We start from the raw sequence: 22,615 nt of genomic DNA, 5'->3' as shown, positions 1-22,615 counted from the left end.
TATGTCGCAGTGCCTATGAGCGCCTCAGGTCAGGCGCATTTGGCGCAGGTGCCCAGCACTTCGATGACGGGACGTTCGGTTGCGAACCCATCTTCTCCGGCAATGCGGCGGACTTCGCTGGTCAGCCTGTCATTGTCGATATGCGTGGCCTCGCCGCAGGCCTTGCAGACCAGGAAGATGCAGTCGTGCAGGCAGCCCGGATGAGCGTTGGCGATATAGGCATTGGCGCTTTCCACCCGCTGGGCGAGGTTGGTCGCCACGAACAGGTCGAGGATGCGATAGATGCTGTTGGGCGCGACGCGCTTGCCACGCTTTTGCGAGACCTTGTCTGCGATATCATAGGCAGAGGCCGGCTTTTCCTCGGCCGCGAGCACATCGAAAATGTCGCTGCGCATATCCGTCCACTGTTCACCCTTGGCTTCGAGCGTGGCGCGGGCCGCAGCAGAGAGCTTGATGCCCGTCGGCTCGGCATGGTTGTGAATATGATGGTCAGCGGTGGCCATGCTCACAATCTAAGCTCTGCTGGCCGACGCCACAAGCCTTGGCGAACGGGTGCGGCGCGCGACGGAGGCTGCGCGGGATCGCGGGCCGGAATTTGCATGAAATCCGACAGCACTGCCGAAAGCGTTTTTGCGAAAATTGACTTCATCCACTTATTGGCCGGCGACATCTCCTTGTTTATCGGCGATTTTCGGACTGAAAAGATCTGCAAAGCTCTGTTTTTGAAGGGTAAATAGGAATTCTGAAAAATGTGCCTAATTGGCAACACTCCGTTCGATTGCGTTATCGATGATATTATCCGCTTGAGTTTGTCCCGGATCGTCGCCTAGCCTATTAGTTAGCTTACTACGAGAGTGTGCCGACAAGTGGGTGTCAGCGACCTGACGACCCAGAATCGGGCTCCGAAAAGTGGGCGGGAGTGCAGTCGTCGGGAGGCGGCTGAGAAAAGGGAGAGGAACTATGTCTGTAAAAATGGACTCGTTTTGCGTGCGCGCGGCATTGGCTTGCACGACGGCACTGACGGTTCTGTCCATGCCATCGGGCGCGATCGCGCAGCAGACCGATGGCGCTGACGAGCAATCCATCGTGGTCACCGGCTCGCGCATCGTTCGACGCGACTATGAAGCCAGCAGCCCGATCGTCACAGCGGGGCAGGAACTGCTCCAGAACAGCTCGACCGCCGCGCTTGAGACCAACCTGAACAAACTTCCCGCGTTTACGCCTGTGCAGACGCCGGCAATTGCCAGCGATATTCAGCCGACGGCAACCAGCACGCCCGGTGCGGCAACCGTTTCTCTCCGTAACTTAGGCACCAACCGCAACCTCGTGCTGGTCGATGGCCGTCGTGCCACGCCGGCCAACGCCTTGGGTGTGGTGGACATCAATACGATTCCAGCAGCGGCTATCGAGCGGGTCGAGATCATCACCGGCGGTGCTTCGGCGACCTATGGTGCCGACGCCGTTGGCGGTGTCGTCAACTTCATCCTCAAGAAGAACTTCCAGGGTCTTCAGTTCGATACCCAGATGGGCATCTCCCAGCGGGGCGACGGCCGTGAATTCTCGATCAGCGGGATCATGGGCGCGAACTTCGACGACGGCCGAGGCAACATCACCATTGGCCTGTCCATGAACGATCGCGAGAGCGCCCTGCGCCGCGACCGGCCCTGGTTCCGCAATGCCTGGAAAGACCCCCGTTTTACTGGCACTGAGTTCTTCCCCGACTTTTCGGGTTATCAGCCGATTGGCGGCAACAACCCCAATCAGGCACTGCTCAACAGTTGGTTCGGAACCACCGTCAACACTCAAGGACAAACAGTCCCGAATGTGGCGGCCGGAAGCCGGCTTTATTTCAATGACGACGGCACGGCCTTCACCGGCTTCTTCCAAAGCCCCACTGGCGGCGCGTCGCGCTTCAAAGGCGATCTGACGGGTCTCAAATGGAAGCGTCAGGGAGATGGCTCGCTCGGCCAGAACTTCCAGGACGAACTGCTGGTTCTGCCGCTCAACCGCTATAACCTCTACGCACGCGGCAATTACGAAATCAACGACTGGATCGGCGCCTTCGCCCAAGGCACGTTCACGCGCGTTCAGACTCACACGGTCCAGCAGCCTTCGCCTTCGGTGAACGGATGGTCCGCGCTGATCCCGGTGGACGGACGGGCAATTCCAACGGAACTGGCGCAGGTGCTGGCTTCTCGCGGGAACCCCACGGCGCCGTGGCAGCTAACCTACTATCTAAACTACGCCAATCGTGAAGCGCGTACCGACGTCTTTACCTACAATCTGGTGGCTGGCATAGAAGGCAAGGTCCCCGGTACGGACTGGACCTGGGAGGCCTATGCGTCCCAAGGTGAATCCGAAACCAACGCCCTGATCACGGGCACGGCCTCGCTCGCCCGCTTCCGCGCTGTCATCCAGTCACCGAACTGGGGCGCCGGTTTCAAGTCGCAGGGCAACGCAGCCTTTGGCGGCTTCGGCGCGGCTTCAGCCACCTGCACGAGCGGCTTCAATCCGTTCGACCCCAATGCGCAGGTTTCGCAGGATTGTATCGACGCGATCCGGGCCGATCTCAAGAACCGCGCGGTCATGCAACAGAGCGTGTTTGAAGCGAATGCTCAGGGCGGGCTGTTCAACCTGCCAGCCGGTCAGGTTCGTGCGGCGGTCGGCGCGAGCCATCGCCAGAATCGCTATGAGTTCCAGAATGACACGCTGACCTCGCAGGGCACGTCCTTCCAGGATCAGGCGATCGGCATCTACCCGAGCGGCAACTCGCAGGGGCTCATCCGCGTGGACGAGTTCTACGGCGAGTTGCTCGTCCCGGTGCTTTCCGATCTGCCACTGATCCGCAAGCTGGACGTGACCGTGGGTGCGCGTAACTCGCACTACAACACGACAGGCAATGCCTTCACGTGGAAGGCGATGGCCGATTGGGAAGTCACCGACTTCCTCACGATTCGTGGCGGCTTCAACAAGGCCGTTCGCGCCCCGAACGTCGCCGAATTGTTCTTGGCACCGCAGCAGACCTTCACGGCTGCCGGTGGCGGCGATGTCTGCCGCCTCAATAACGGCCTAGCATGGTCGGCCAATACTGCGAAGAATTCGAATGCAGCGAATGTGCAGGCAGTCTGCCGAATCCTGATGGATCAGACGATTGCGGGCACGGCTAACACTTTCTACTCGGACCCGGCTTTCTACAATGCCCAGGGCCCGGCCTTTGCGTTCCCGACCCTCGTTGGCAACCCTTCTGTGCAGCCGGAAAAGGCCAAGACCTGGACTCTCGGCGCCGTGCTGCGGTCCACTGCGACCAGCGAGTTGCTGCGTCGTCTGCGGCTGACGGTCGATTACTATAACATCAAGGTCGACGACGCGATTGGTCCGCTCACCCTCGACACTGCGCAGCGCCAATGCTTCGATCCGGTCTTCAATCCGGCGATCGCCAACAATCCGACAGCCGCTGCGGCGACGGCAGCCTGCCAGGCTATCGGGCGCGTGGCCGGCGATGGTGCGTTGGGCAATGTGCAGGTCACCTACCTGAACAACGGACGTTTCCGCACCTCGGGCATCGACGTCCAACTCGACTGGTCGGTTCCGGTGGGGCCAGGCACGTTCAGCATCAACTCCGTATTCAACTATCTGCTCTCGCTGAAATCGGCGCCGTTGCCGGCATCGGCTGGTGCGGCCGGACAATTGGTTGAATATGCAGGCACGCTGGGCCCGGCAGGCAGCGCGGCGATTGCCGAAAACGGCCTCAATCCCGGTTCCTTCCGTTGGAAGATGCTGAACTCGTTCAGCTATGCGGTCGGGCCTGTCACGGTTGGGGTACAGTGGCAGCACCTGCCTGCCGCGAAGTCGATCACCTACACCTCCAACAACGCCACCACTTTTGTCGGGGCGCCCGCTTACGATCTGTTCAACCTGAACGGTTCGTTCGCCGTGACGCGGGACGCGACGCTGCGCTGGGGTGTGGACAATCTGTTCGACAAGGCGCCGCCGCTGCTCGAATACAACACGGGCGCAGCGCTTGGAAATGGCGTGGGTGCCAGCCCGTTCAACGCCTACTTCTATGATATGAATGGCCGCCGCTTCTACCTCGGCGCGTCGTTCAAATTCTGAGGATGACGGACTAAAAGGGGGAAAGAGGGGACTGCCTGCCGGGCATTCCCCTCTTATCTTTGTATCAGGACAAGGCCGGGGCCGGAGCGGGTCGGGCGAAGAGGAGAGTGGATTATGGTGTTGCGGTCGATCCGGCCTGTGCCGATTGCGGTGCTGACGATGCTTCTTGCGGCGTGCAGTGGCGTCGAGGGGAGCGAAACGTCGCTCGGCCCCGCCGCCATCGATCAGGCGCGGCTCGAAGCGGCCGGCAAGGATGACGACAACTGGCTCACCTACGGCCGCACCTATGATGAGCAGCGCTATTCGCGGCTCACCCAGATCAATGACGGCAATATCGGCGAGCTGAGCCTCGCCTGGGCGCTGGAGCTTGACACCGCGCGCGGGCAGGAGGGCACGCCCATCGTGGTCGATGGCGTGATGTACACCTCTACCGCCTGGTCCAAGGTCGTCGCCATCGATGCCGCGACCGGCAAGCAGCTCTGGCAGTTCGATCCGGAGAATGAAGGCTCCAAGGCCGCGCATGCCTGTTGCGACGTCGTGAACCGCGGCGTCGCCGTCTGGAAGGGCCGCGTTTTCGTCGGCACCATTGACGGCCGGCTGATCGCCATCGACGCCAAGACCGGCCAGAAGGTCTGGGAGACCATCACGGTCGACCAGAAGAAGCCCTATACCATCACCATGGCCCCGCGCGTGGTGCGCGACAAGGTGATCATCGGCAATAGCGGCGCGGAATTGGGCGTGCGCGGCTATGTCTCCGCCTACGATACAAACACCGGCAAGCTCGTCTGGCGCTTCTATACGGTGCCCGGCAATCCGAAGGACGGCCCCGATGGTGCCGCGTCCGACGCGATCCTGGAGAAGCTCGCCCGGCCGACCTGGTATGGCGAGAATTACTGGAAGCTCGGCGGCGGCGGCACCGTGTGGGACAGCGTGGTCTACGATCAAGAGCTGAACCAGCTTCTCATCGGCGTCGGCAATGGCTCGCCCTGGAACCACAAATGGCGCAGCGCAGGGAAGGGAGACAATCTCTTCCTCTCCTCCATTCTCGCGCTCGACCCGGATACCGGCGCCTATAAGTGGCACTATCAGATCAATCCCGGCGAAACCTGGGATTACACGGCCACCCAGCAGATCATGCTCGCGGACCTGAAGATCGACGGGCGTGACCGCAAGGTGCTGATGCAGGCGCCGAAGAACGCCTTTTTCTATGTGATCGACCGGACGAACGGCAAGCTGATCTCCGCCAAGCCTTATGCGCGGCAGAACTGGGCCGAAGGCATCGATCTCAAGACCGGACGGCCGATCGAGAAGCCCGGCGTGCGCTATGACAATGGGCCGGCGCTGGTCATCCCCTCGGGCATCGGCGCCCATGCCTGGATGCCGATGAGCTATTCGCCCAAGACCGGGCTGGTCTACATTCCGGCGATGGAGCATCCGCTGGTCTATGGCGATGCCGATCCGTTCGTGATCCATGAGGGGCGCTGGAATACGGCAGTGTCCTTCCTCGATCCGCCGGCGATGCCGGGTCTGCCCGATACCGTGGAAGGGCGCCGCAAGGCCCTCGAATCCATGGTGAAGGGCAAGCTCGTCGCTTATGATCCGGTGACGCAGAAGCCGCGCTGGGAGGTCGAGCGCGACTGGCCGTGGAATGGCGGCACGCTGGCGACTGCCGGCAACCTCGTCTTCCAGGGCACGCCGCATGGCGACTTCGAGGCGTTCAGCGCGGACAATGGCAAGAAGCTATGGTCCTTCCAGACCCATCGCGGCGTGCTGGCCGGGCCGATCACCTATCGTGTCAATGGAGAGCAATATATTGCCGTGATGGCCGGCTATGGCGGCTCGATGGGCATGGCAAGCGGCACGCCGTTCATGAAGAACAAGATGCCCAACGGCCTCGTGCTGGCGTTCAAGATCAAGGGCAGCGGCAAGCTGCCGCCCTACACGCCGATCCCGCAGCCCGAGCCGACGCCGAGCAACGAGACCTTCACGGCGGCGCAGATCGCGACCGGCCAGAAGGGCTTCTTCCAGTTCTGCCAGATCTGCCATGGCGGTCCGGTCAACCCGAACCTGCGGCGCTCGCCGCTGATTGCCGACAAGGATCTGTGGCAGCAGGTCGTGATCGGCGGCGCGCTGGCGCAGAATGGCATGGCGAGCTTCGCGGCCTATCTCAAGCCCGAGGAAGCCGAGGCCATCCGGGCCTATCTCAACCAGCAGGCAAAGGCGCTGCTTGCCGAAGAGAAAGCCAAGGCACGCTGATCAGACCGACCGCGCAACCGCATAATGCGTTGCGCGGTCGGCGGCGGTCGTGCAACTCCTGCTAACGCTATGGTCTAACGATCCGCCCGCAAGGGCGGGTCGCGCGTTGAGGAGAGAGTGATGCCGCCCAAATCCCTGTTTGCCCGCTGCCTGATGGCGGCGTCCCTGATGATTCTCCCACTGACGGCCAGCCGGGCCGAGGTGAAGGTGGAGCATATCAAGGTCCACTCGCAGGCGGTGGAAGGCAATCTGGAAGGAAACAGCGCCGACCGCGACGTGATCGTCTTCCTCCCGGAGGATTATGCGACGAGCACCAAGCGCTATCCGGTCGTCTATTTCCTGCACGGCTTCATGGGATCGGCCGAGGGCTATGACAAATATATCGGCTTTGCCGACGCGCTGAACACCGCCGAGGCCAAGAACCGCCAGGCGATTCTGGTCGTGCCGGATTCCAACTCCCGCCATGGCGGCTCGATGTATTCCAGCTCACCGACCACGGGCAATTTCGAGCGCTTCATTGCGCAGGATCTCGTTGCCTATGTCGACAAGCACTATCGCACGCTCGCCAAGCAAGAGTCGCGCGGCCTGAGCGGCCACTCAATGGGCGGCTATGGGACGCTACGGATCGCCATGAAATATCCCGGCGTGTTTTCGAGCATCTACGCGATGAGCGCCTGCTGCCTCTCCGCCCGGCCGGTGGATGCAGAGCGCAGCCAGCGCCTCGAAGCGATGAGCATGGATGAAGCACTCAAAGGCGACTTTGGCGTGCGGGCCGATTTCGCGGCAGCATCGGCCTGGTCGCCCGCGCCGGATAAGGCGCCCTTCTATCTCGACCTTGGCACGCAAAAGGGCGTCGTCCAGCCTCAGATCATCGCGCAATGGGCGGCCAATGCGCCGCTCGCCATGGCCCCGCAATATCTGCCGGCGCTCAAGAGCCTCAAGGCCATCGCGATTGACGTGGGGGACAAGGACACGCTGATCAAGGATAATGGCGATATGGCCAAGCTGCTCGACCGGATGGGCGTTGCGCATAGCTATACAGCCTATGAGGGCGACCATGGCAATCGCGTGCGCGAGCGCTTCCGGGCCTTCGTCCTGCCCTTCTTTGCCGAGCATCTCGCCAAGGATTGATCTCGGGAGGGGCTAGCGCGGTACCGCTCTGGCCACATGACGCCCTGCCCGGTTCGAGACCGGCAGGGTGCGATGTGCGTTGGATGGTCGCGCCTGTCCTTTAGCCGACATTTTTTCTCCCTAACTGTGTGACAGGCGCGCAATCGACAGCGCAGAGATCGACAAAATCGATCTTTGCGTTGAGATTAATCAATTTTGCCTGAACAACAATGATGCCTATGTGGAAGGCGTCAATTCACCAAGAGGAGCAGACATGAGTCTCGTAAACACCCCGATCAAGCCGTTTTCCGCCACGGCCTTCAAGGAAGGCAAGTTCGTCGACGTGACTGAGGCGGACGTGAAGGGCAAGTGGGCCGTCTTCTTCTTCTACCCGGCTGACTTCACCTTCGTTTGCCCGACCGAACTTGAGGATCTGGCAGACATCTACCCGACGCTCCAGGGCATGGGCGTGGAAGTCTATTCGGTCTCCACCGACACGCACTTCTGCCACAAGGCCTGGCACGACACGTCGCCGGCCATCGGCAAGATCAGCTACTACATGCTGGGCGACCAGAACCACAGCATCTCGAACAATTTCGAGATCCTGCGCGAAGGCGTCGGCCTTGCTGACCGTGGCACCTTCGTCGTAGACCCCGAAGGCACGATCCAGCTGGTCGAGATCACGCCGGAAGGCGTCGGCCGCAACGCTGCCGAACTGCTCCGCAAGATCAAGGCGCTGCAATATTGGGCGAGCCACCCTGGCGAAGTCTGCCCCGCCAAGTGGGAAGAAGGCGAGAAGACCCTCGCACCTTCGCTCGACCTCGTCGGCAAGATCTAAGACTGCTTCGCGACGGGGTCGCGTGGCGATCCCGTCGTTCTCTCCCCTCTTCATGCGAGGAGGGGCAGAGGGTGGTGCGGCGACGCTGCGACCTTTCGCTTTTGCGCGGTGCTGCGCATCGCCACCACCCCACCCTGCTGAAAGCAGGAGAAATTCAAAGGAAATCCCATGTTGGAAGCCAATATCAAGAGCCAGTTGCAGGCCTATATGGCCAACATCAAGCAGCCGATCGAGCTGGTGCCGTCGCTGGACGATAGCGCCAAGGCGTCGGAGCTGCGGGGCCTCCTGGAAGACATTGCCGGGTTGAGCGATCTTGTGACCATTGCGGCCGATGAAGGCGATGCGCGCAAGCCCAGCTTCCTCATTCGCCGGGTCGGCACGGATATCGGCGTGCGTTTCGCCGGCATTCCGCTCGGGCACGAGTTCACCTCGCTGGTGCTGGCCCTGCTGCAGGTCGGCGGCCACCCGCCCAAGGTGAGCGATGAGGTCATCGAGCAGGTCAAGGCGCTGGAGGGCGACTATCAGTTCGAGACCTATTTCTCGCTCTCCTGCCAGAACTGCCCGGACGTGGTGCAGGCGCTCAACCTGATGAGCGTGCTCAATCCGCGCATCCGCAACGTCTCCATTGATGGCGCGCTGTTCAAGGCGGAAGTCGATGAGCGCAAGGTGATGGCGGTTCCCAGCGTCTATCTGAATGGCAAGCCGTTCGCCTCCGGACGCATGGATATCGAGCAAATCCTCGCCAAGCTGGATACGGGTGCCGTGGCCCGCGCTGCCGAGAAGATCGCCGCCAAGGAGCCGTTCGACGTGCTCGTGGTCGGTGGCGGGCCGGCCGGTGCCGCCGCGGCCATCTATGCCGCGCGCAAGGGCATCCGCACGGGCGTGGTTGCCGAGCGGTTCGGCGGGCAGGTGCTGGATACCATGGGCATCGAGAACTTCATCTCCGTGCCGCACACCGAGGGGCCGAAGCTGGCTGCCGCGCTGGAGCAGCATGTGAAGGATTATGATGTCGACATCATGAACCTCCAGAAAGCCAGCAAGCTGGTTCCGGCCAAGGCGCCGGGCGGCCTCGCCGAAGTGCAGCTGGAGAGCGGCGCGACCCTCAAGGCCAAGGCGGTGATCCTCGCCACTGGCGCCCGCTGGAGGACGATGAACGTGCCCGGCGAGGATGAGTATCGCAACAAGGGCGTGGCCTATTGCCCGCACTGCGATGGCCCGCTGTTCAAGGGCAAGCGCGTGGCGGTGATCGGTGGTGGCAACAGCGGTGTGGAAGCGGCAATCGATCTGGCCGGCATCGTCAAGCATGTCACGCTGGTCGAGTTCGACAGCCAGTTGCGCGCCGATGCCGTGCTCCAGCGCAAGCTGCACAGCCTGCCCAATGTCACGGTGGTGACCTCCGCCCTGACGACGCAGGTGCATGGCGATGGCGAAAAGGTGGTGGGCCTGACCTATCGCGACCGCAACAGCGACCAATCGCATCTGGTCGAGCTGGAAGGCATTTTCGTCCAGATCGGTCTGGTGCCCAACACCGAATTCCTCACCGATGCGGTGGCGCTGAGCAATCGCGGTGAGATCGAGATCGATGCGCGGGCGCACACCTCGCAGCAGGGCATTTTCGCGGCGGGCGACTGCACCACCGTGCCCTACAAGCAGATCGTGATCGCGATGGGGCAGGGCTCCACCGCCGCGCTCTCCGCCTTCGATTATCTGATCCGCCTCGCGCCGGCAGAGGAGCAGGCGAAGGCGGCCTGAGCGCGGCGTATCGGTTAAGATTGGAAAGGGGCGTTCGGCACGGGCCGGGCGCCCCTTTCTTGTGGATGCACGCGCATATCCCGTTTGGGAGATGCCGGGTTGATCACCTTCTGGCAGGCGCAGGCTGTAGCGGCGAACGGATGAAATCCCGAGCCGGTCCATGTCTTTGCCAGGGGGTGCATCATGATAGTTTCACGGACTTATTCCAGGGCCTTGCTGCTCGCTTCGGCAGCGGCGCTGTCACTCACCCTGTCTGCCTGCGGAGACGAAGGCGTGAACTCGACGCCGACGCCCACGCCTGCCCCCACGCCCACGCCTGCGCCGACACCCACGCCATCACCGACACCCACGCCGACCCCGACGCCAACCCCCACGCCGACTCCCACGCCTGCTGCGGGGCCGATCGCCAACATCGTCGCCGGGCCGGGCAGCAACGCGACGCCGGCCGTGCAGGCCACCAATGGCGCCTCGTTCGATACCCAGACGTCGGGAACGATTAGCTTTCCGCTCAGCCAGCTTGCGGTGAATTTCGACGCACAGGGGAATCCCACCGCCGCGGCGACTGCCAACGCCAATGGCGTCACGATCAGCCGGGACTCATCGGGCTTGAAGTTCACCGTCAATGTCCCCGCGGCCGGGATCACCAATGTGGCCCTCGTCGAGGATTGCGACGATTGCTACTCGGCCAACCTCTCCAACGGTCGCAAGCTGGAGGTCGTGCTCGATGGCGAGCTGGATAATGGCGATCTGAGCTATCTGCGCTTCGGCGAATGGGCGGTCTTTGGACAGAACGGCCAGCTTGGAACTTATGCGCCGCTGATCGGCGGGTACGAAACGCCGAGCGCCGGCATGCCGACGAGCGGCACCGCCACCTATGCCGGCGAGGTGGAGGGCTATGTCAGCTTTGTCGATGGCAGTGCCCGCAATGTCGGTGAGCTGGAAGGCAATGCCGCGATCAGCGTCAACTTTGCCGCCAACAGCCTGACCGGCACCACGTCCAACATGCAGGTTGGCTACGAGAAGAACGGCAACTGGCAGCAGGCGGCGTGGAACGATGCCTCGTTCACGGCTTCGCTCTCCGGCAATGACTTCTCGGGCACCACGGCGGTGACGAGCGCACCGAGCGGTGCGGCATCCCTGCAGAGCGGCGCGGTCGGCACGATCGGCGGCAGCTTCTACGGGCCGGCAGCCGATGAGATTGGCGCGATCTGGTCGCTCTCTGACGGCACGAACACGGCGCTCGGCACGATCGCCGGAATCAAGCAGTAACCCGAGGGGCGATCCGCTGCCCGCGCGTGGGGCGCCGAGGGCGTGGTGGGGGCAGCGGATCGAATGGGACGGCAGCACATGTCTGCAGTGGGAGCATTCATGCTGATGTCCCAGGTGGGGGCGATGGCGATGGCCGGGACACCAACGGCCATCGCCGCGCATCCCGATGCGGCGGCCAGCAGCGCGCCGGAAGCGGCAGCGCCAGCGGCGGTCGTGTCGGTGTCGGCAGAGGCCTATGCCGAACGGCTCGCGCGTAATCCGGCCAATCCCGAGCTGCGGTTTCGCCTCGGCATGGCGCTGATGGAAGCGGGGCGGACGCGCGAGGCGATCCGGCAGTTCCGACATTTACTGGCAGATCAGCCGCAGGCGGTGCGCGTGCGGCTGGAGCTGGCGCGCGCTTATTATGTCGCCCGGGATTATGCCAATGCCGAGCGGCAGTTCCGTCTGGCCGGCGCGGCCAATCTGCCCGCGATCGTCTCCGCCAATGTCGATCGCTACCTCAAGTCCATTCGCGAGATGCGATCCTGGTCGTTCAGCGCCTCCTTCGCGCTCGCGCCGGATACCAACATCAATGCGGCGACGGCGGCGGAAACGATCGAGCTCTACGGCCTGCCGTTTGACCTGTCGGAAGCAGCCCGCCGGTCGAGCGGGGTGGGGGTCTATGGGCAGATCGGCGCGGAGTGGGCGCCACGTCTGTCCGCGCGGGTTCGGCAGCGATTTGGCGCATTCCTCTCGCGGCGCGATTATCAGGGGCAGCAGTTCGACGACATGGTGCTGAGCGCCTATCTCGGCCCGCGCGTGACGCTGGGCCGGTTCGCGCTGGCCACCGCCGGCACGGCCTCCCGCCGCTGGTATGGGGGGCAGCCCTATAGCCGGATGCTCGGCGGTCAGGCGGATGTCGCTTACTATCCGGGCACCCGCACGGCGATCAGCCTGCAAGCCAGCGCGAGCGACCTGCGCCATGAGGGCGCCACGCATCTAAATGGGGCGCTGCTCGGCCTGTCGCTGGGCGTCACGCGCTCGCTAGACAAACAGAGCCTCGGCAATCTGCGCGTCGGCATCAATCGTCACGACGCGGCCAACCGCGCCTTCGCGCAGACCTCCTACACGGCGGGCGCGATCTACGCGCGCGAATTGCCGATGGGCTTCTCGCTCTCGCTGCAGCCCGGCTTTTCCTACAGCCGCTTCGATGGCGTGTTTGCCGCGTTCGGCGCGGCGCGGAGCGACACGAGCTACAGTCTTGGGGTGAGCGCGCTCAATCGCAAGGTGACGCTTGGCCGGTTCGTGCCGCGCGTGGGCGTCTCGCATACGATCAACGAGAGCAATATCGCGCTCTACGCCTACCGCCGTACGCGCTTCGACATCGGTGTGACGACGATTTTCTGACCGGATAGGCGCGCGCCGTAACGTCCGCGTCTGACGGTGCATGTCGCGTCGCCCGCAAGGGGTTGAAACCAAGCGGGTAGCCGATAAGTTTGGCCTCATGTGACGCGACACCGCGTTTTCCCAAGGATTGAGGTTTTCCGACAAATGCCTTCAAAGCATGTTCTTGCCCCGTTGAGCGCCGTCGCGCTCGCGCTGTCCACGCCGCTCGCCGCCCAAAAAGCGGAGACCATCACCGCGCCATGGACCGGCCCCTATGGCGGCGTGCCCGCATGGGACAAGGTGGACCCGGCGGCATTCCCTGCCGCGTTCGAGGCGGTGATGGCCTCGGTGAAGGCGCAGTTCGAGGGTGTGCTGGCCAGTAAGGCCGCCCCGACGTTCGACAATACCATCACCGCGCTTCAGAAGGAGACGCTGTCCGACCGGGTGATGCCGATCTGGGGCGTGTATGTCTCCAATCTGTCCAATGACGACATCCGCCGCATTCAGGGTGAGTGGAGCCCGAAGCTGAGCGCCTTCTTCAACGAACTGACGCTCGATCCGCGCTATTTCGCGCGGGTGAAGGCGCTTTACGACAAGCGCGAAAGGCTGGGCCTTGATGCCAAGCAGATGCGGCTGCTGACCCGCACTTATGAGGATCTGGTCGCCAACGGCGCCATGCTGGATGCCGCGCAGAAGAAGGAACTGATCGGGATCGAGACGGCGCTCGCGCAGGAGTTCAGCAGCTTCCAGAACAAGGTGCTGGCCGATGAGGAGAAGTTCATCACCTTCACCAGCCAAGCCGATCTCGCGGGTCTGCCGGCGGACTTCGTGGCGACGATGAAGTCGGCGGCGCAAGACAAGGGCGTGGATGGCTGGCTGCTGGTCAACACGCGCTCCTATGTGCAGCCCTTCCTCGAAAGCTCGACGCGGCGCGACCTGCGCAAGAGCGTGTTCGAGGCGTTCGCCAATCGTGGCGACAATGGCGATGCCAATGACACCAATGCGACCATCGCGCGGATCGTGGCGCTGCGCGCCCAGCGGGCGAAGCTGCTCGGGTTCAAGACACATGCCGAATATCGCATGCGCGACACTATGGCGCAGACGCCGGATAAGGCGATGGCCCTGATGATGAAGGTGTGGCCGGCAGCCGTGGCCCGCGTGCGCGAGGAAGTGGCGGACATGCAGGCCATCGCCGATGCCGAGGCGAAGGCTGGGCAGGGGCCGAAGATCACCATCGAGCCATGGGACTACCGCTTCTACGCCGAGAAGGTCCGCAAGGCGAAGTACGACCTCGACCAGAACGAGGTGAAGCCCTATTTCCAGCTCGACAAGATGGTCTCCGCCATGTTCGACATGGCGAACCGGCTCTACGGCTTCACCTTCACCGAGAATACCGGCGCGGTGCCGGTCTTTCACCCCGATGTGAGGACCTTCGAGGTGACGCGCGGCGGCAAGGTCGTCGGGCTGTTCTACCTCGATACCTGGGCGCGCAGCGGCAAGCGGTCAGGGGCGTGGATGACCACCTACAAGGGGCAGGATCATCTGAACGGCAATGAGTATGTGCTGGCGTCCAACAATAACAATTTCGCCAAGGGCAGCGCCGGGGCGCCGACGACGATCAGCCTCGACGATGCGACCACGCTGTTCCACGAGTTCGGCCACGCGCTGCATTATCTGAGCTATGACATCACCTGGCCGGGGCTGGGCACGACGCCGCGCGACTTCGTGGAATATCCGAGCCAGGTTCATGAGAATTGGGTGCTGACACCCTATATTCTCGAGACCTATGCGCGCCATTTCCAGACCGGCGCGCCGATCCCCAAGGCTCTGGTCGACAAGATCAAGGCCAGCGACACCTTCAACCAGGGCTTTGCCACGGTCGAATATCTTTCCTCGGCCATCGTCGACATGAAGCTGCATAATCGCCCCGACGCGCCGACCGATATCGACGCGTTCGAGCGCGAGACGCTGGCGGAAATCGGGATGCCCAAGGAGATGATCATGCGGCACCGCCTGCCGCAGTTCAATCACCTCTTCTCGTCCGATGCCTATTCGGCCGGCTACTACAGCTATTTGTGGTCCGAGACGATGGACGCGGACACCTGGGCCGCTTTCGAAGAGACCGGCAATGTCTGGGACCCTGCGCTGGCCGCGCGCTTTAACAAGGCGCTGCTCTCGACCGGCAACGAGACCGACCGGGCCGAAGCCTATCGGGCATTCCGCGGCCGCGACCCGGATGTGAATGCGCTGCTGCGCAAGCGTGGCTTTCCGGTTCCGGCGGAGTAATCGCGCAGCAGGTCCGTCTGCTTTGCTTTTTGTTAGTGCGAAGGGTCCGCCTCGATTTGGAACGAATGCCTTGGGCAGGATTTCTGAATTAGACTGAGTAGATAGCGGATTTTGGACGGATGCTGATTTCACATGCGGAAGAAGCGCGGCTGCGCGCCTCTTTCGAGGCGTTTATCATGGACCGAAGTTTTCCGTGCGTGGGGGCCAAATCGGCTCTCTCGCGCGGGACGCTTAACATTCTCGTGGGCTGGTCCATCGACAGCGGCTGGGACGATTTGCGCCTGCACGGCGAATTGATGGCCTGGGCGCAATCCTATGCGAGCGATCCGGGGCTGTTCCGCAGCCTCGCGATCATTTTCGCGCATGCGGCGCCGCTAGATGAGAAGGCCTATGAGCAGGCGATGTGGGACCGCCTGCAATCGCTGGCCGACAAGGATGCATGGCTTGGCCTGCCCTATGATGAGCGGGTGAGCCGCGATCCTGACGATCCCCATTTCTCGCTGAGCTTTGGCGGGGAAGCCTTTTTCGCAGTGGGCCTGCATCCGGCGGCAAGCCGCCCCGCGCGGCGTTTCGAGCGGCCGGTGATCGTGTTCAACCTGCACGATCAGTTCGAGCAGTTGCGTCAGGAAGGGCGCTACGAAAAGATCCGCGAGACGATCATCGCCCGCGATGTCGATCTTGCCGGTGAGGCCAATCCGATGCTTGCACGCCACGGCACGAGCAGCGAGGCCGCGCAGTATAGCGGGCGGCACGTCGGCGAGGACTGGAAATGCCCGTTCCATGACCCCCGCGAGGTCGCGTGATGGCAGAGCGTATTCCGCCCCGTTCGGGCGTGGCGTTCGAATTGCGTGCCGGCCAGCATCTGACCGTGATCGATCCGGAAGGGTGCCAGGTGGCGGACCTGCTGGCCTATAATCGCGCGGACATCGGCGAGGTGCTCAGCAATGGTCGCACGCTGGATTATGAGGAGACCATTCGCCTGACGACGGGCAACCGGCTGTGGTCGAACCGGTCCAATGTGCTGCTGACGATCGAGCAGGATACGGTCGGCTGCCATGATTTTCTGCTGACGCCGTGCAGCACCGATACCTTCCTGCATTTTTATCCGGACAAGCCGGTCGTTCCGGGTTGTTTCGGCAATCTGGCAGCGGCGTTGGCGCCTTATGGCATCACGGCCGATATGATCCCGGTTGCGTTCAATTGCTTCATGAATGTGCCGGTGGGGGCGGACGGCAAGATCAGCGTTCTGCCGCCGCTCAGCTCGGCGGGCGACCGGATTGTCCTCAAGGCGGAGATGGATCTGATCATCGGCCTGACGGCCTGCTCGGCTTATGCGAGCAATGGCGGGAGCTTTCGGCCGATCGATTATATGGTTGAAGATCTGGTTTAGGACGTTGCGACCCGGTCTCCCCTCCTCTTTAGAGGAGGGGGCGGGGGTGTGGTGGCGATGCGCGAGCATCGCGAAGGCTGTGAATGACTGCGGGGTTGTTGCACCACCCCAACCCCCCCCTCTGAAGAGGAGGGGCTCAGGTTGCCCCCGACGATCTCTGCCTCGATAAGCGCTTAGCGCAAACGACGGTCGTTAGCCGTCACGGCGCTGTGATAAGGCGCCAGCATCTTGCCCGGCAAGGCCATCATGGCGACGGTCGTCGCCACATTGCGCTCCATCAGCCGCATCCAGTCGTGGGGCCAAAAGGGCTGGCCCGAGGCGAGGCGCTGCATGTCGCGGGCGTTGGCCGCGCCGGTCTGGCGCAAGCGGCGGGCGCCGCGATCCTGCGCGCGGGCCGCCTTGCCGAAGGCGTCGGTCTTTTCCGTCACCATCAGGCTGAGCTCCCGGCCATCGGCGGTGAAGGGGGACTGCCATGCCGCCATGATGATCGGCGTGCGGGCGAGCAGGACATTGTGCGTGCTCACCATCGTTTCGGTCGCCCGAATGCAGGTCTGCGCGAAATCGAACCACATCGAAAAGGGGTTGGCAGTCATGGCGGTGCTCCTGTTGCAGGAGCACAATGAGCGAGAGGCGGATTGGCCCCCGGCGCGCCGGCTGATTATTATCATGCCGGCTGGTTAGGCGTGGCGGCGTGTCAGGCGATCCAGAGGCGCAGAATCCAGGCCACGACGCCGAGCACGCACACGCTCGCCAGCCAGATGAACGCCATCCAGCCGAGGCGCTGCCACAGCGGTGCCTCTTGCGGCGCGCGGGTCAATGATAGCCCTCATGGCCAACCTTGCCCCGGAAGACCCAATAGGACCAGCCGGTATAAGCGAGGATGAGGGGGAGGGTGATCGCGACGCCGACCAGCATGAAGATCTGGCTCTTTTCAGGCGCGGCCGCATCCCAGATGGTGATCTGATCCGGCACGACATAGGGCCAGATGGTGACGCCAAGACCGGCCATGCCGAGGAAGAACAGGGCCAGCGCCAGCAGGAAGGGCATCAGTTCGCGCCGGGTCTTGAGCGCGTAGAACAGCGCGCCGGCGACGATGGCGGTGAGGAGCGGCACCTGGCTGGCGAACAGGATGTTCGGCATTTCCAGCCAGCGGGCGCGATAATCGGACAGCAGCAGCAGATTATAGGCGCTCACCGCACCCATGAGCAGCAGCGTGGCGATCGCCGCCTTGAAGGCGAGCCGATAGGCATGCTCCTGCACCTCGCCCTCCAGCTTCCAGATCATCCAGCAGGCGCCCAGCAGGGCATAGCCGGCGACCACGCCGGCGCCGGTGAGCAGGGTATAGGGCGTCAGCCAGTCCCACCAGCTGCCATCATAGGAGCGCCCGGTGACGTCGATGCCCTGCAGCAGTGCGCCCAGGATCATGCCCTGCGCCAGCGCGGCGACCACCGAGCCGCCGAAGAAGCACATGTCCCACAAGGCGCGGTGGCCCGGATCGCGCCAGCGGAACTCGAAGGCGACGCCGCGAAAGACGAGCCCCAGCAGCATGGCGATGACCAGCGGGTAGGTGGCCGGCAGAATGATCGCATAAGCCAACGGGAAGGCGGCCATCAGGCCGCCGCCGCCGAGCACCAGCCAGGTCTCGTTGCCATCCCACACCGGCGCGACCGAATTCATCGCGCGATTGCGCCCGTGGCCGACCGTGATGGTGGGGAACAGGATGCCGATCCCCAGATCGAACCCGTCCATCACCACATAAGCGAAGACGGCAAAGGCGATGATGAATGCCCAGATGACCGTGAGATCGATCATGAGTCGGCCCTCCCCTGTACTGTCGGCTGAACTGGTGACGTCGACCTGGGGTCGCCTTGTGCAGGACCAGGTGTGATGCCGGCGGTCCGGATCGGACCGCGTTCGGTCTCCTCCACGCCCGTCTCGCCGGGGTGCGGCGGCATGTTCATGAGGCGCAGAATATACCAGGTGCCCGCGCCGAACACCGCGAAGTAAATGACGACGAAGGCCAGCAGCGAGGCGGCGACGGCCGGCGCGGCGAGCGGCGAGGCCGCATCGGCAGTGCGGAGCAGGCCATAGATCACATAAGGCTGGCGGCCGACTTCGGTCGTCACCCAGCCGGCGATGACGGCGACGAAGCCCGCCGGCCCCATGACCAGCGCGAAGCGGTGGAGCAGCGACCAGTCGTACAGGCCCTTGCGCCACCGCGCCAACAGGCTGGTCATGCCCAGCGCGAGCATGAGCATGCCCAGCCCCACCATGATGCGGAAGGACCAGAAAACGACGCCGACCGGCGGGCGCTCGTCAACGGGAATGGTCTTGAGGCCCTCGATCGGGGCGTGGATGTCGTGTTCCAGGATGAGGGAGGTCATGCCGGGAAGTTTCACGGCATAATCGACCCGCTCTTCCTTGGCGTTCGGCACGCCGAAGAGAATGAACGGCGCGCCATCCGGATAGCTCTCATAATGGCCCTCCATGGCGAGCACCTTGGGACGCTGATGCTCCCAGCTGTTCAGCCCGTGCATGTCGCCGACGAAAATCTGGATGGGCGCGACCAGCGCGATCATCCACATGGCCATGGAGAACATCTTGCGCGCATGGGCGTTGGCGCGATCGCGCAGCAGATGCCAGGCGCCGACCGCGCCGACGACCAGCGCCGTGGTGAGATAGGCAGCCGTGACGGTGTGGACGAGGCGATAGGGGAAGCTGGGATTGAAGATGATCGGCAGCCAGCTGTCACCCGGCAGGAACTGGCCGTTCGCGCCCATGATGTGGCCCTGCGGCGTCTGCATCCAGCTGTTGACCGAGAGAATCCAGAAGGCCGAGACGAAGGTGCCGATGGCGACCATCAACGTCGCGAAGAAATGCAGCTTCTTGCCGACGCGGTTCATGCCGAACAGCATGACGCCGAGGAAGCCTGCTTCCAGAAAGAAGGCGGTGAGGACTTCATAGGCCATGAGCGGCCCGATGACCGGCCCGGCGACATCCGAGAAGACCGACCAGTTGGTGCCGAACTGGTAGGACATGACAATGCCCGAGACGACGCCCATCGCAAAGACGATGGCGAAGATCTTCAGCCAGTAGCGGAACAGGTCGATGTAGACCGACTTGCCGGTCTTGAGCCACAGCCCTTCGAGAACGGCGAGATAGCTGGCCAGGCCGATCGAGAAGGCCGGGAAGATGAAGTGAAAGCTCACCGTGAAAGCGAACTGGATACGCGCCAGCAGGAGAGCGTCGGCCTCCGCGAACATAGCACTGGTCCCTATATGGTTCCCATGGTCGACGGCTCGTGGCGCGTCGATGGGCCGGTCCTACCAGTCTGACGCTGGAGATTGAAGGGTTGCTCGGAACTCTCCGGCAGCGTTGCCCGGAAGCCACAGTTTTTGTTCTGGAATCTTGGGCCGGGTGACACAGCGCTCAGGAATGAAGAAGGCCGCGACCAGCATGAGCTGGCCGCGGCCTCCGTTTAAATCGTAGTGAGAAAGATCAGAACTTCTTCTTCACGCTCACAGCCCATTCGCGCGGACGACCGGGCTGGCCGTTGGAGTAGCCTTGGCCACCGACCGTCTGGTCATAGATGGTCAGCAGATAATATTCGTCGAGCAGGTTGGTCACTTCGAGCGAGACATCGAGATCCTCATCCGCATTACGCCAGGTCAGACGAGCGTTTGCCACGCCATAGGCGTCGATGCGGTTACTCGAGCGGTTGGCAGAAACCGTATAGACCTTGCTCTGATACGAGGCGTCGATGCGCGGCGTCAGCGAACCAGAATTACCCAGATCAATGCGATACTGCGCGCCGATGCTCCACTTCCACTTGGGCGTGTAAGGCGCATAATCGCCAAACTGCGGGCCGTTGAGGTTGGTCGGCCCACCGACGGCCACCGTGGAGGTGCCGGACGTGTAGGTCCCGAACTTCTTGTAGTCGAAGTCGATGTAGCTCAGCGATCCATCAAGCGTCATGCCTTCGACCGGGCGGATGGTGATCTCCGCTTCCAAGCCCTTGATGTCGGCATCGCCGGCGTTGACGGGAAGCGCGCAAGGCGCACCGAAGCCAGCGCCGGTGATCGCCGTGCAATTGCTGAGGGTAAGCTGGATACCCTTATACTTGCTAAGGAAAGCCGCGACGTTGAAGCGTACCATGCGATCGAAAAGATCGGTCTTGAACCCAAGCTCGTACGCGCTCAGCGTTTCCGGCCCGAAGGAGAGGGCCTGCTGGACGAAGAACGGACGGGGATTCACGCCGCCCCCTTTGAACCCGGTGGAAAACTGGGCATAGGCCATGATGTCCGGCGTAAAGGCATATTGCACGTTGGCGCGATAGTCGACGCGATTTCCGCTATACTTGCCCACGGTGCCGTTCAGCGGCAACACGCCGTTCGCCGCAAGCGAGGTCGCATCCAGATAAGGCCGCTGGCGGACATAGGTGTAGGTCTTGGACTCCTCGGTGTAGCGAATGCCGCCTGTCAGGGTCAGCTGTTCGACCGGGTTCCACGATAGGTGAGCAAACACAGCCTTGCTGTCTGCATCTACCGGATCGCTCTGCTGGAACTGCAGGCCCGAGGAGCGCAGGTCCTGGAAGGATGTGTAGACCGACTTCTGGTCGCTGTAATAGCCGCCCAAGGTGAAGTTGATCTGGTCGTTGACCTTTCCGTTCAGGCGCAGTTCCTGGCTGAAGAAGCGGAAGGTCAGCGGACCATAGCCGAGGCTGTGGGCCATCGGCGACACGTCGTTGTCGTTGGAGAAGTTGGACGTGTACTCGCGATAGGCGGTGATCGAATTAAGCTGGAAATTCGGCGAGATTTCCCAGTCGATCTGTCCGGAGAGACCCCAACCCTTGAAACGCACGCGTCCGTCGCCAGAGGCGGCGCGATAGGTGAGCGGCTGACCCCCGACGAGGATCGGCTGGCCGTTCTGACCGATCGCCGTGTCCGCCGGCATGTCATAGGTCGCGAAGTTGCAGTAATTGCCGCAGATGAAGCGGTTGTCATAGGCCAACTGGTTGGCATTGGCGGTATTACCGATCGGGAACGGGTTGATGTCCCGCTGCGCCGAGGCCGTCGCATAGTTCTGCGCCGGTGAGGAGCCGGGCGCCGGGGTCAGCGGCAGCGGGTAGCGCGGCGAGGCCACCGTGCCATCCGGATAAGTGCGCAGCAGCAGCACCGAGCCGGCCGCGACGCGATCGTCATCGGTGTAGTCGCCGATGATATTGATATCGATCGTGTCGCTGGGGCGCAGGCGCAGCTGCGCGCGGGCTGCGATGTAGTTGACCTCGCCTTCCTTGGCGAGCACGCAGTCCGGACGATTGGTGCGCGCGGGCACACCGCCGACGGGATTGATCAGCTGCGGAGCGCGGGTCGGATTGGCTGCGGTGGCGAAGGCAGGCGTAAAGGTCGCGGTGCCGCCAGCAGGATACATACAGCCAAAGTCGAGCCGATCGACATAGCCTTCCTGCTTCTTGGCGACGCCGGCAATGCGCATGTCAATGCCCTGTGCCAGATTGAAGTCGGCACTGCCGCGCAGATCGATGCGGTTGCGGCTGCCATAGGCTGCGGCGACATAGCCGGTGTTCGTGCCTTCCGGCTTCTGCGAATAGAGCTTCACCGCGCCGCCGATGGAGTTACGGCCGGCCAGCGTGCCCTGTGGGCCGCGCAGCACTTCCACGCGATCAAGGTCGAGCAGGTCGAGGATCGAGCCGGTGAGCGTGGCGTAATAGACGTCGTCCACATAGAAGCCGACGCCCGGTTCGACCGCCGGGTTGAAATCGAATTGTCCGACGCCGCGGATATTAGCGCCGAGCGATGGGCCGAAGGCAGCGCCCTGTGGCTTCAGTGTCACAGAGGGGGCCTGGTTGGCGACCTGGCTGATATCGGTCTGGCTGCGTGCCTCCAGCATCGCCGAATTCACCGCGGTGATGGCGATAGGCGTATCCTGCAGATTTTGCTCGCGAAACTGTGCGGTGACGATGATGTCGCCGTCACTCGCGGCCTGCGTATTGCCGGCCTGCGGCGCGGCATCCTGAGCAAAAGCATTGGTCGACGAGATCAGCGCGATCGCGGACGACAAGAGCGCAAAACGGAACTTTCTCATGACATCTCCCCTGTGTGTAATTTATTTTGTCCTACTATAATTGGGATATCTAAGGATGCGAAGCGCAAAATCGGGACTGGCCGTTTCTTTCTTCCGACCGGTCGAGGGACCCTGATCGGGCAGACCGCCGCCAA

The 22,615-nt window shown here is 62.8% G+C and carries 16 protein-coding genes; 10 read left to right on the top strand and 6 right to left on the bottom strand.

Annotated features, from left to right (window positions below):
* Positions 1-29: 29 nt before the first annotated feature.
* A complete protein-coding gene (locus M2341_RS13945) occupies positions 30-503 on the bottom strand; it encodes a Fur family transcriptional regulator (RefSeq protein WP_264571155.1) in 474 nt (157 codons plus the stop codon).
* Positions 504-972: 469 nt separating this feature from the next.
* Between M2341_RS13945 and M2341_RS13935 the strand changes: the two genes are divergently transcribed.
* From M2341_RS13935 to M2341_RS13890, 10 genes are all read left to right on the top strand, one after another.
* Complete coding sequence (locus M2341_RS13935) at positions 973-4,113, top strand: TonB-dependent receptor domain-containing protein (protein ID WP_319801057.1); 3,141 nt, start codon at positions 973-975, stop codon at positions 4,111-4,113.
* Positions 4,114-4,227: 114 nt separating this feature from the next.
* A complete protein-coding gene (locus M2341_RS13930; protein WP_264573474.1) occupies positions 4,228-6,369 on the top strand; it encodes a PQQ-dependent dehydrogenase, methanol/ethanol family in 2,142 nt (713 codons plus the stop codon).
* A 120-nt stretch (positions 6,370-6,489) separates the two neighbouring features.
* Entirely contained in the window at positions 6,490-7,500 is a 1,011-nt protein-coding gene (locus M2341_RS13925; RefSeq protein WP_264585637.1) for an alpha/beta hydrolase, read from the top strand.
* Between the two features lie 253 nt (positions 7,501-7,753).
* The gene (gene ahpC, locus M2341_RS13920; RefSeq protein ID WP_181560465.1) at positions 7,754-8,317 is read left to right on the top strand and encodes an alkyl hydroperoxide reductase subunit C; all 564 of its coding nucleotides are present in this window, start codon (positions 7,754-7,756) and stop codon (positions 8,315-8,317) included.
* A gap of 168 nt (positions 8,318-8,485) precedes the next feature.
* Entirely contained in the window at positions 8,486-10,069 is a 1,584-nt protein-coding gene (gene ahpF, locus M2341_RS13915; RefSeq protein ID WP_264585636.1) for an alkyl hydroperoxide reductase subunit F, read from the top strand.
* Between the two features lie 183 nt (positions 10,070-10,252).
* A complete protein-coding gene (locus M2341_RS13910; protein ID WP_264585635.1) occupies positions 10,253-11,338 on the top strand; it encodes a transferrin-binding protein-like solute binding protein in 1,086 nt (361 codons plus the stop codon).
* Positions 11,339-11,437: 99 nt separating this feature from the next.
* Positions 11,438-12,724 (top strand): porin family protein, encoded by a 1,287-nt coding sequence (locus tag M2341_RS13905; RefSeq protein ID WP_264585634.1) that lies wholly within the window; start codon positions 11,438-11,440, stop codon positions 12,722-12,724.
* A 171-nt stretch (positions 12,725-12,895) separates the two neighbouring features.
* Positions 12,896-14,989 (top strand): M3 family metallopeptidase, encoded by a 2,094-nt coding sequence (locus tag M2341_RS13900; RefSeq protein ID WP_264585633.1) that lies wholly within the window; start codon positions 12,896-12,898, stop codon positions 14,987-14,989.
* Between the two features lie 119 nt (positions 14,990-15,108).
* Positions 15,109-15,792: a guanitoxin biosynthesis heme-dependent pre-guanitoxin N-hydroxylase GntA gene (gene gntA, locus M2341_RS13895; RefSeq protein ID WP_181560460.1), complete on the top strand. Its 684-nt coding sequence runs from the start codon at positions 15,109-15,111 to the stop codon at positions 15,790-15,792.
* On the top strand, positions 15,792-16,379 hold the full coding sequence (locus M2341_RS13890; RefSeq protein ID WP_264585632.1) for an urea carboxylase-associated family protein: 588 nt from the start codon (positions 15,792-15,794) through the stop codon (positions 16,377-16,379). The genes gntA and M2341_RS13890 overlap by 1 nt, the downstream gene beginning before the upstream one ends.
* Positions 16,380-16,552: 173 nt before the next feature.
* Here M2341_RS13890 and M2341_RS13885 read toward each other — a convergent pair whose 3' ends face one another.
* From M2341_RS13885 to M2341_RS13865, 5 genes are all read right to left on the bottom strand, one after another.
* Positions 16,553-16,972, bottom strand: a complete 420-nt coding sequence (locus M2341_RS13885; protein ID WP_181560458.1) for a hypothetical protein — start codon at positions 16,970-16,972, stop codon at positions 16,553-16,555.
* Positions 16,973-17,073: 101 nt separating this feature from the next.
* Positions 17,074-17,196, bottom strand: a complete 123-nt coding sequence (locus M2341_RS13880; RefSeq protein ID WP_264585631.1) for a DUF2474 domain-containing protein — start codon at positions 17,194-17,196, stop codon at positions 17,074-17,076.
* Entirely contained in the window at positions 17,193-18,191 is a 999-nt protein-coding gene (cydB, locus tag M2341_RS13875) for a cytochrome d ubiquinol oxidase subunit II (RefSeq protein ID WP_181560456.1), read from the bottom strand. Before cydB ends, M2341_RS13880 begins: the two co-directional genes overlap by 4 nt.
* Positions 18,188-19,642 carry a cytochrome ubiquinol oxidase subunit I gene (locus M2341_RS13870; protein ID WP_264579629.1) on the bottom strand — a complete coding sequence of 485 codons (1,455 nt, stop codon included), beginning with the start codon at positions 19,640-19,642 and terminating at the stop codon, positions 18,188-18,190. The genes cydB and M2341_RS13870 overlap by 4 nt, the downstream gene beginning before the upstream one ends.
* Positions 19,643-19,877: 235 nt before the next feature.
* Entirely contained in the window at positions 19,878-22,481 is a 2,604-nt protein-coding gene (locus M2341_RS13865; protein WP_264585630.1) for a TonB-dependent receptor, read from the bottom strand.
* Positions 22,482-22,615: the final 134 nt, after the last annotated feature.

The sequence above is a fragment of the Sphingobium sp. B7D2B genome (assembly GCF_025961895.1).
Taxonomy (GTDB): domain Bacteria; phylum Pseudomonadota; class Alphaproteobacteria; order Sphingomonadales; family Sphingomonadaceae; genus Sphingobium.
The sequence above is the reverse complement of the archived record's forward strand: the minus strand, read 5'-3'. Positions and strand labels throughout refer to the sequence as shown.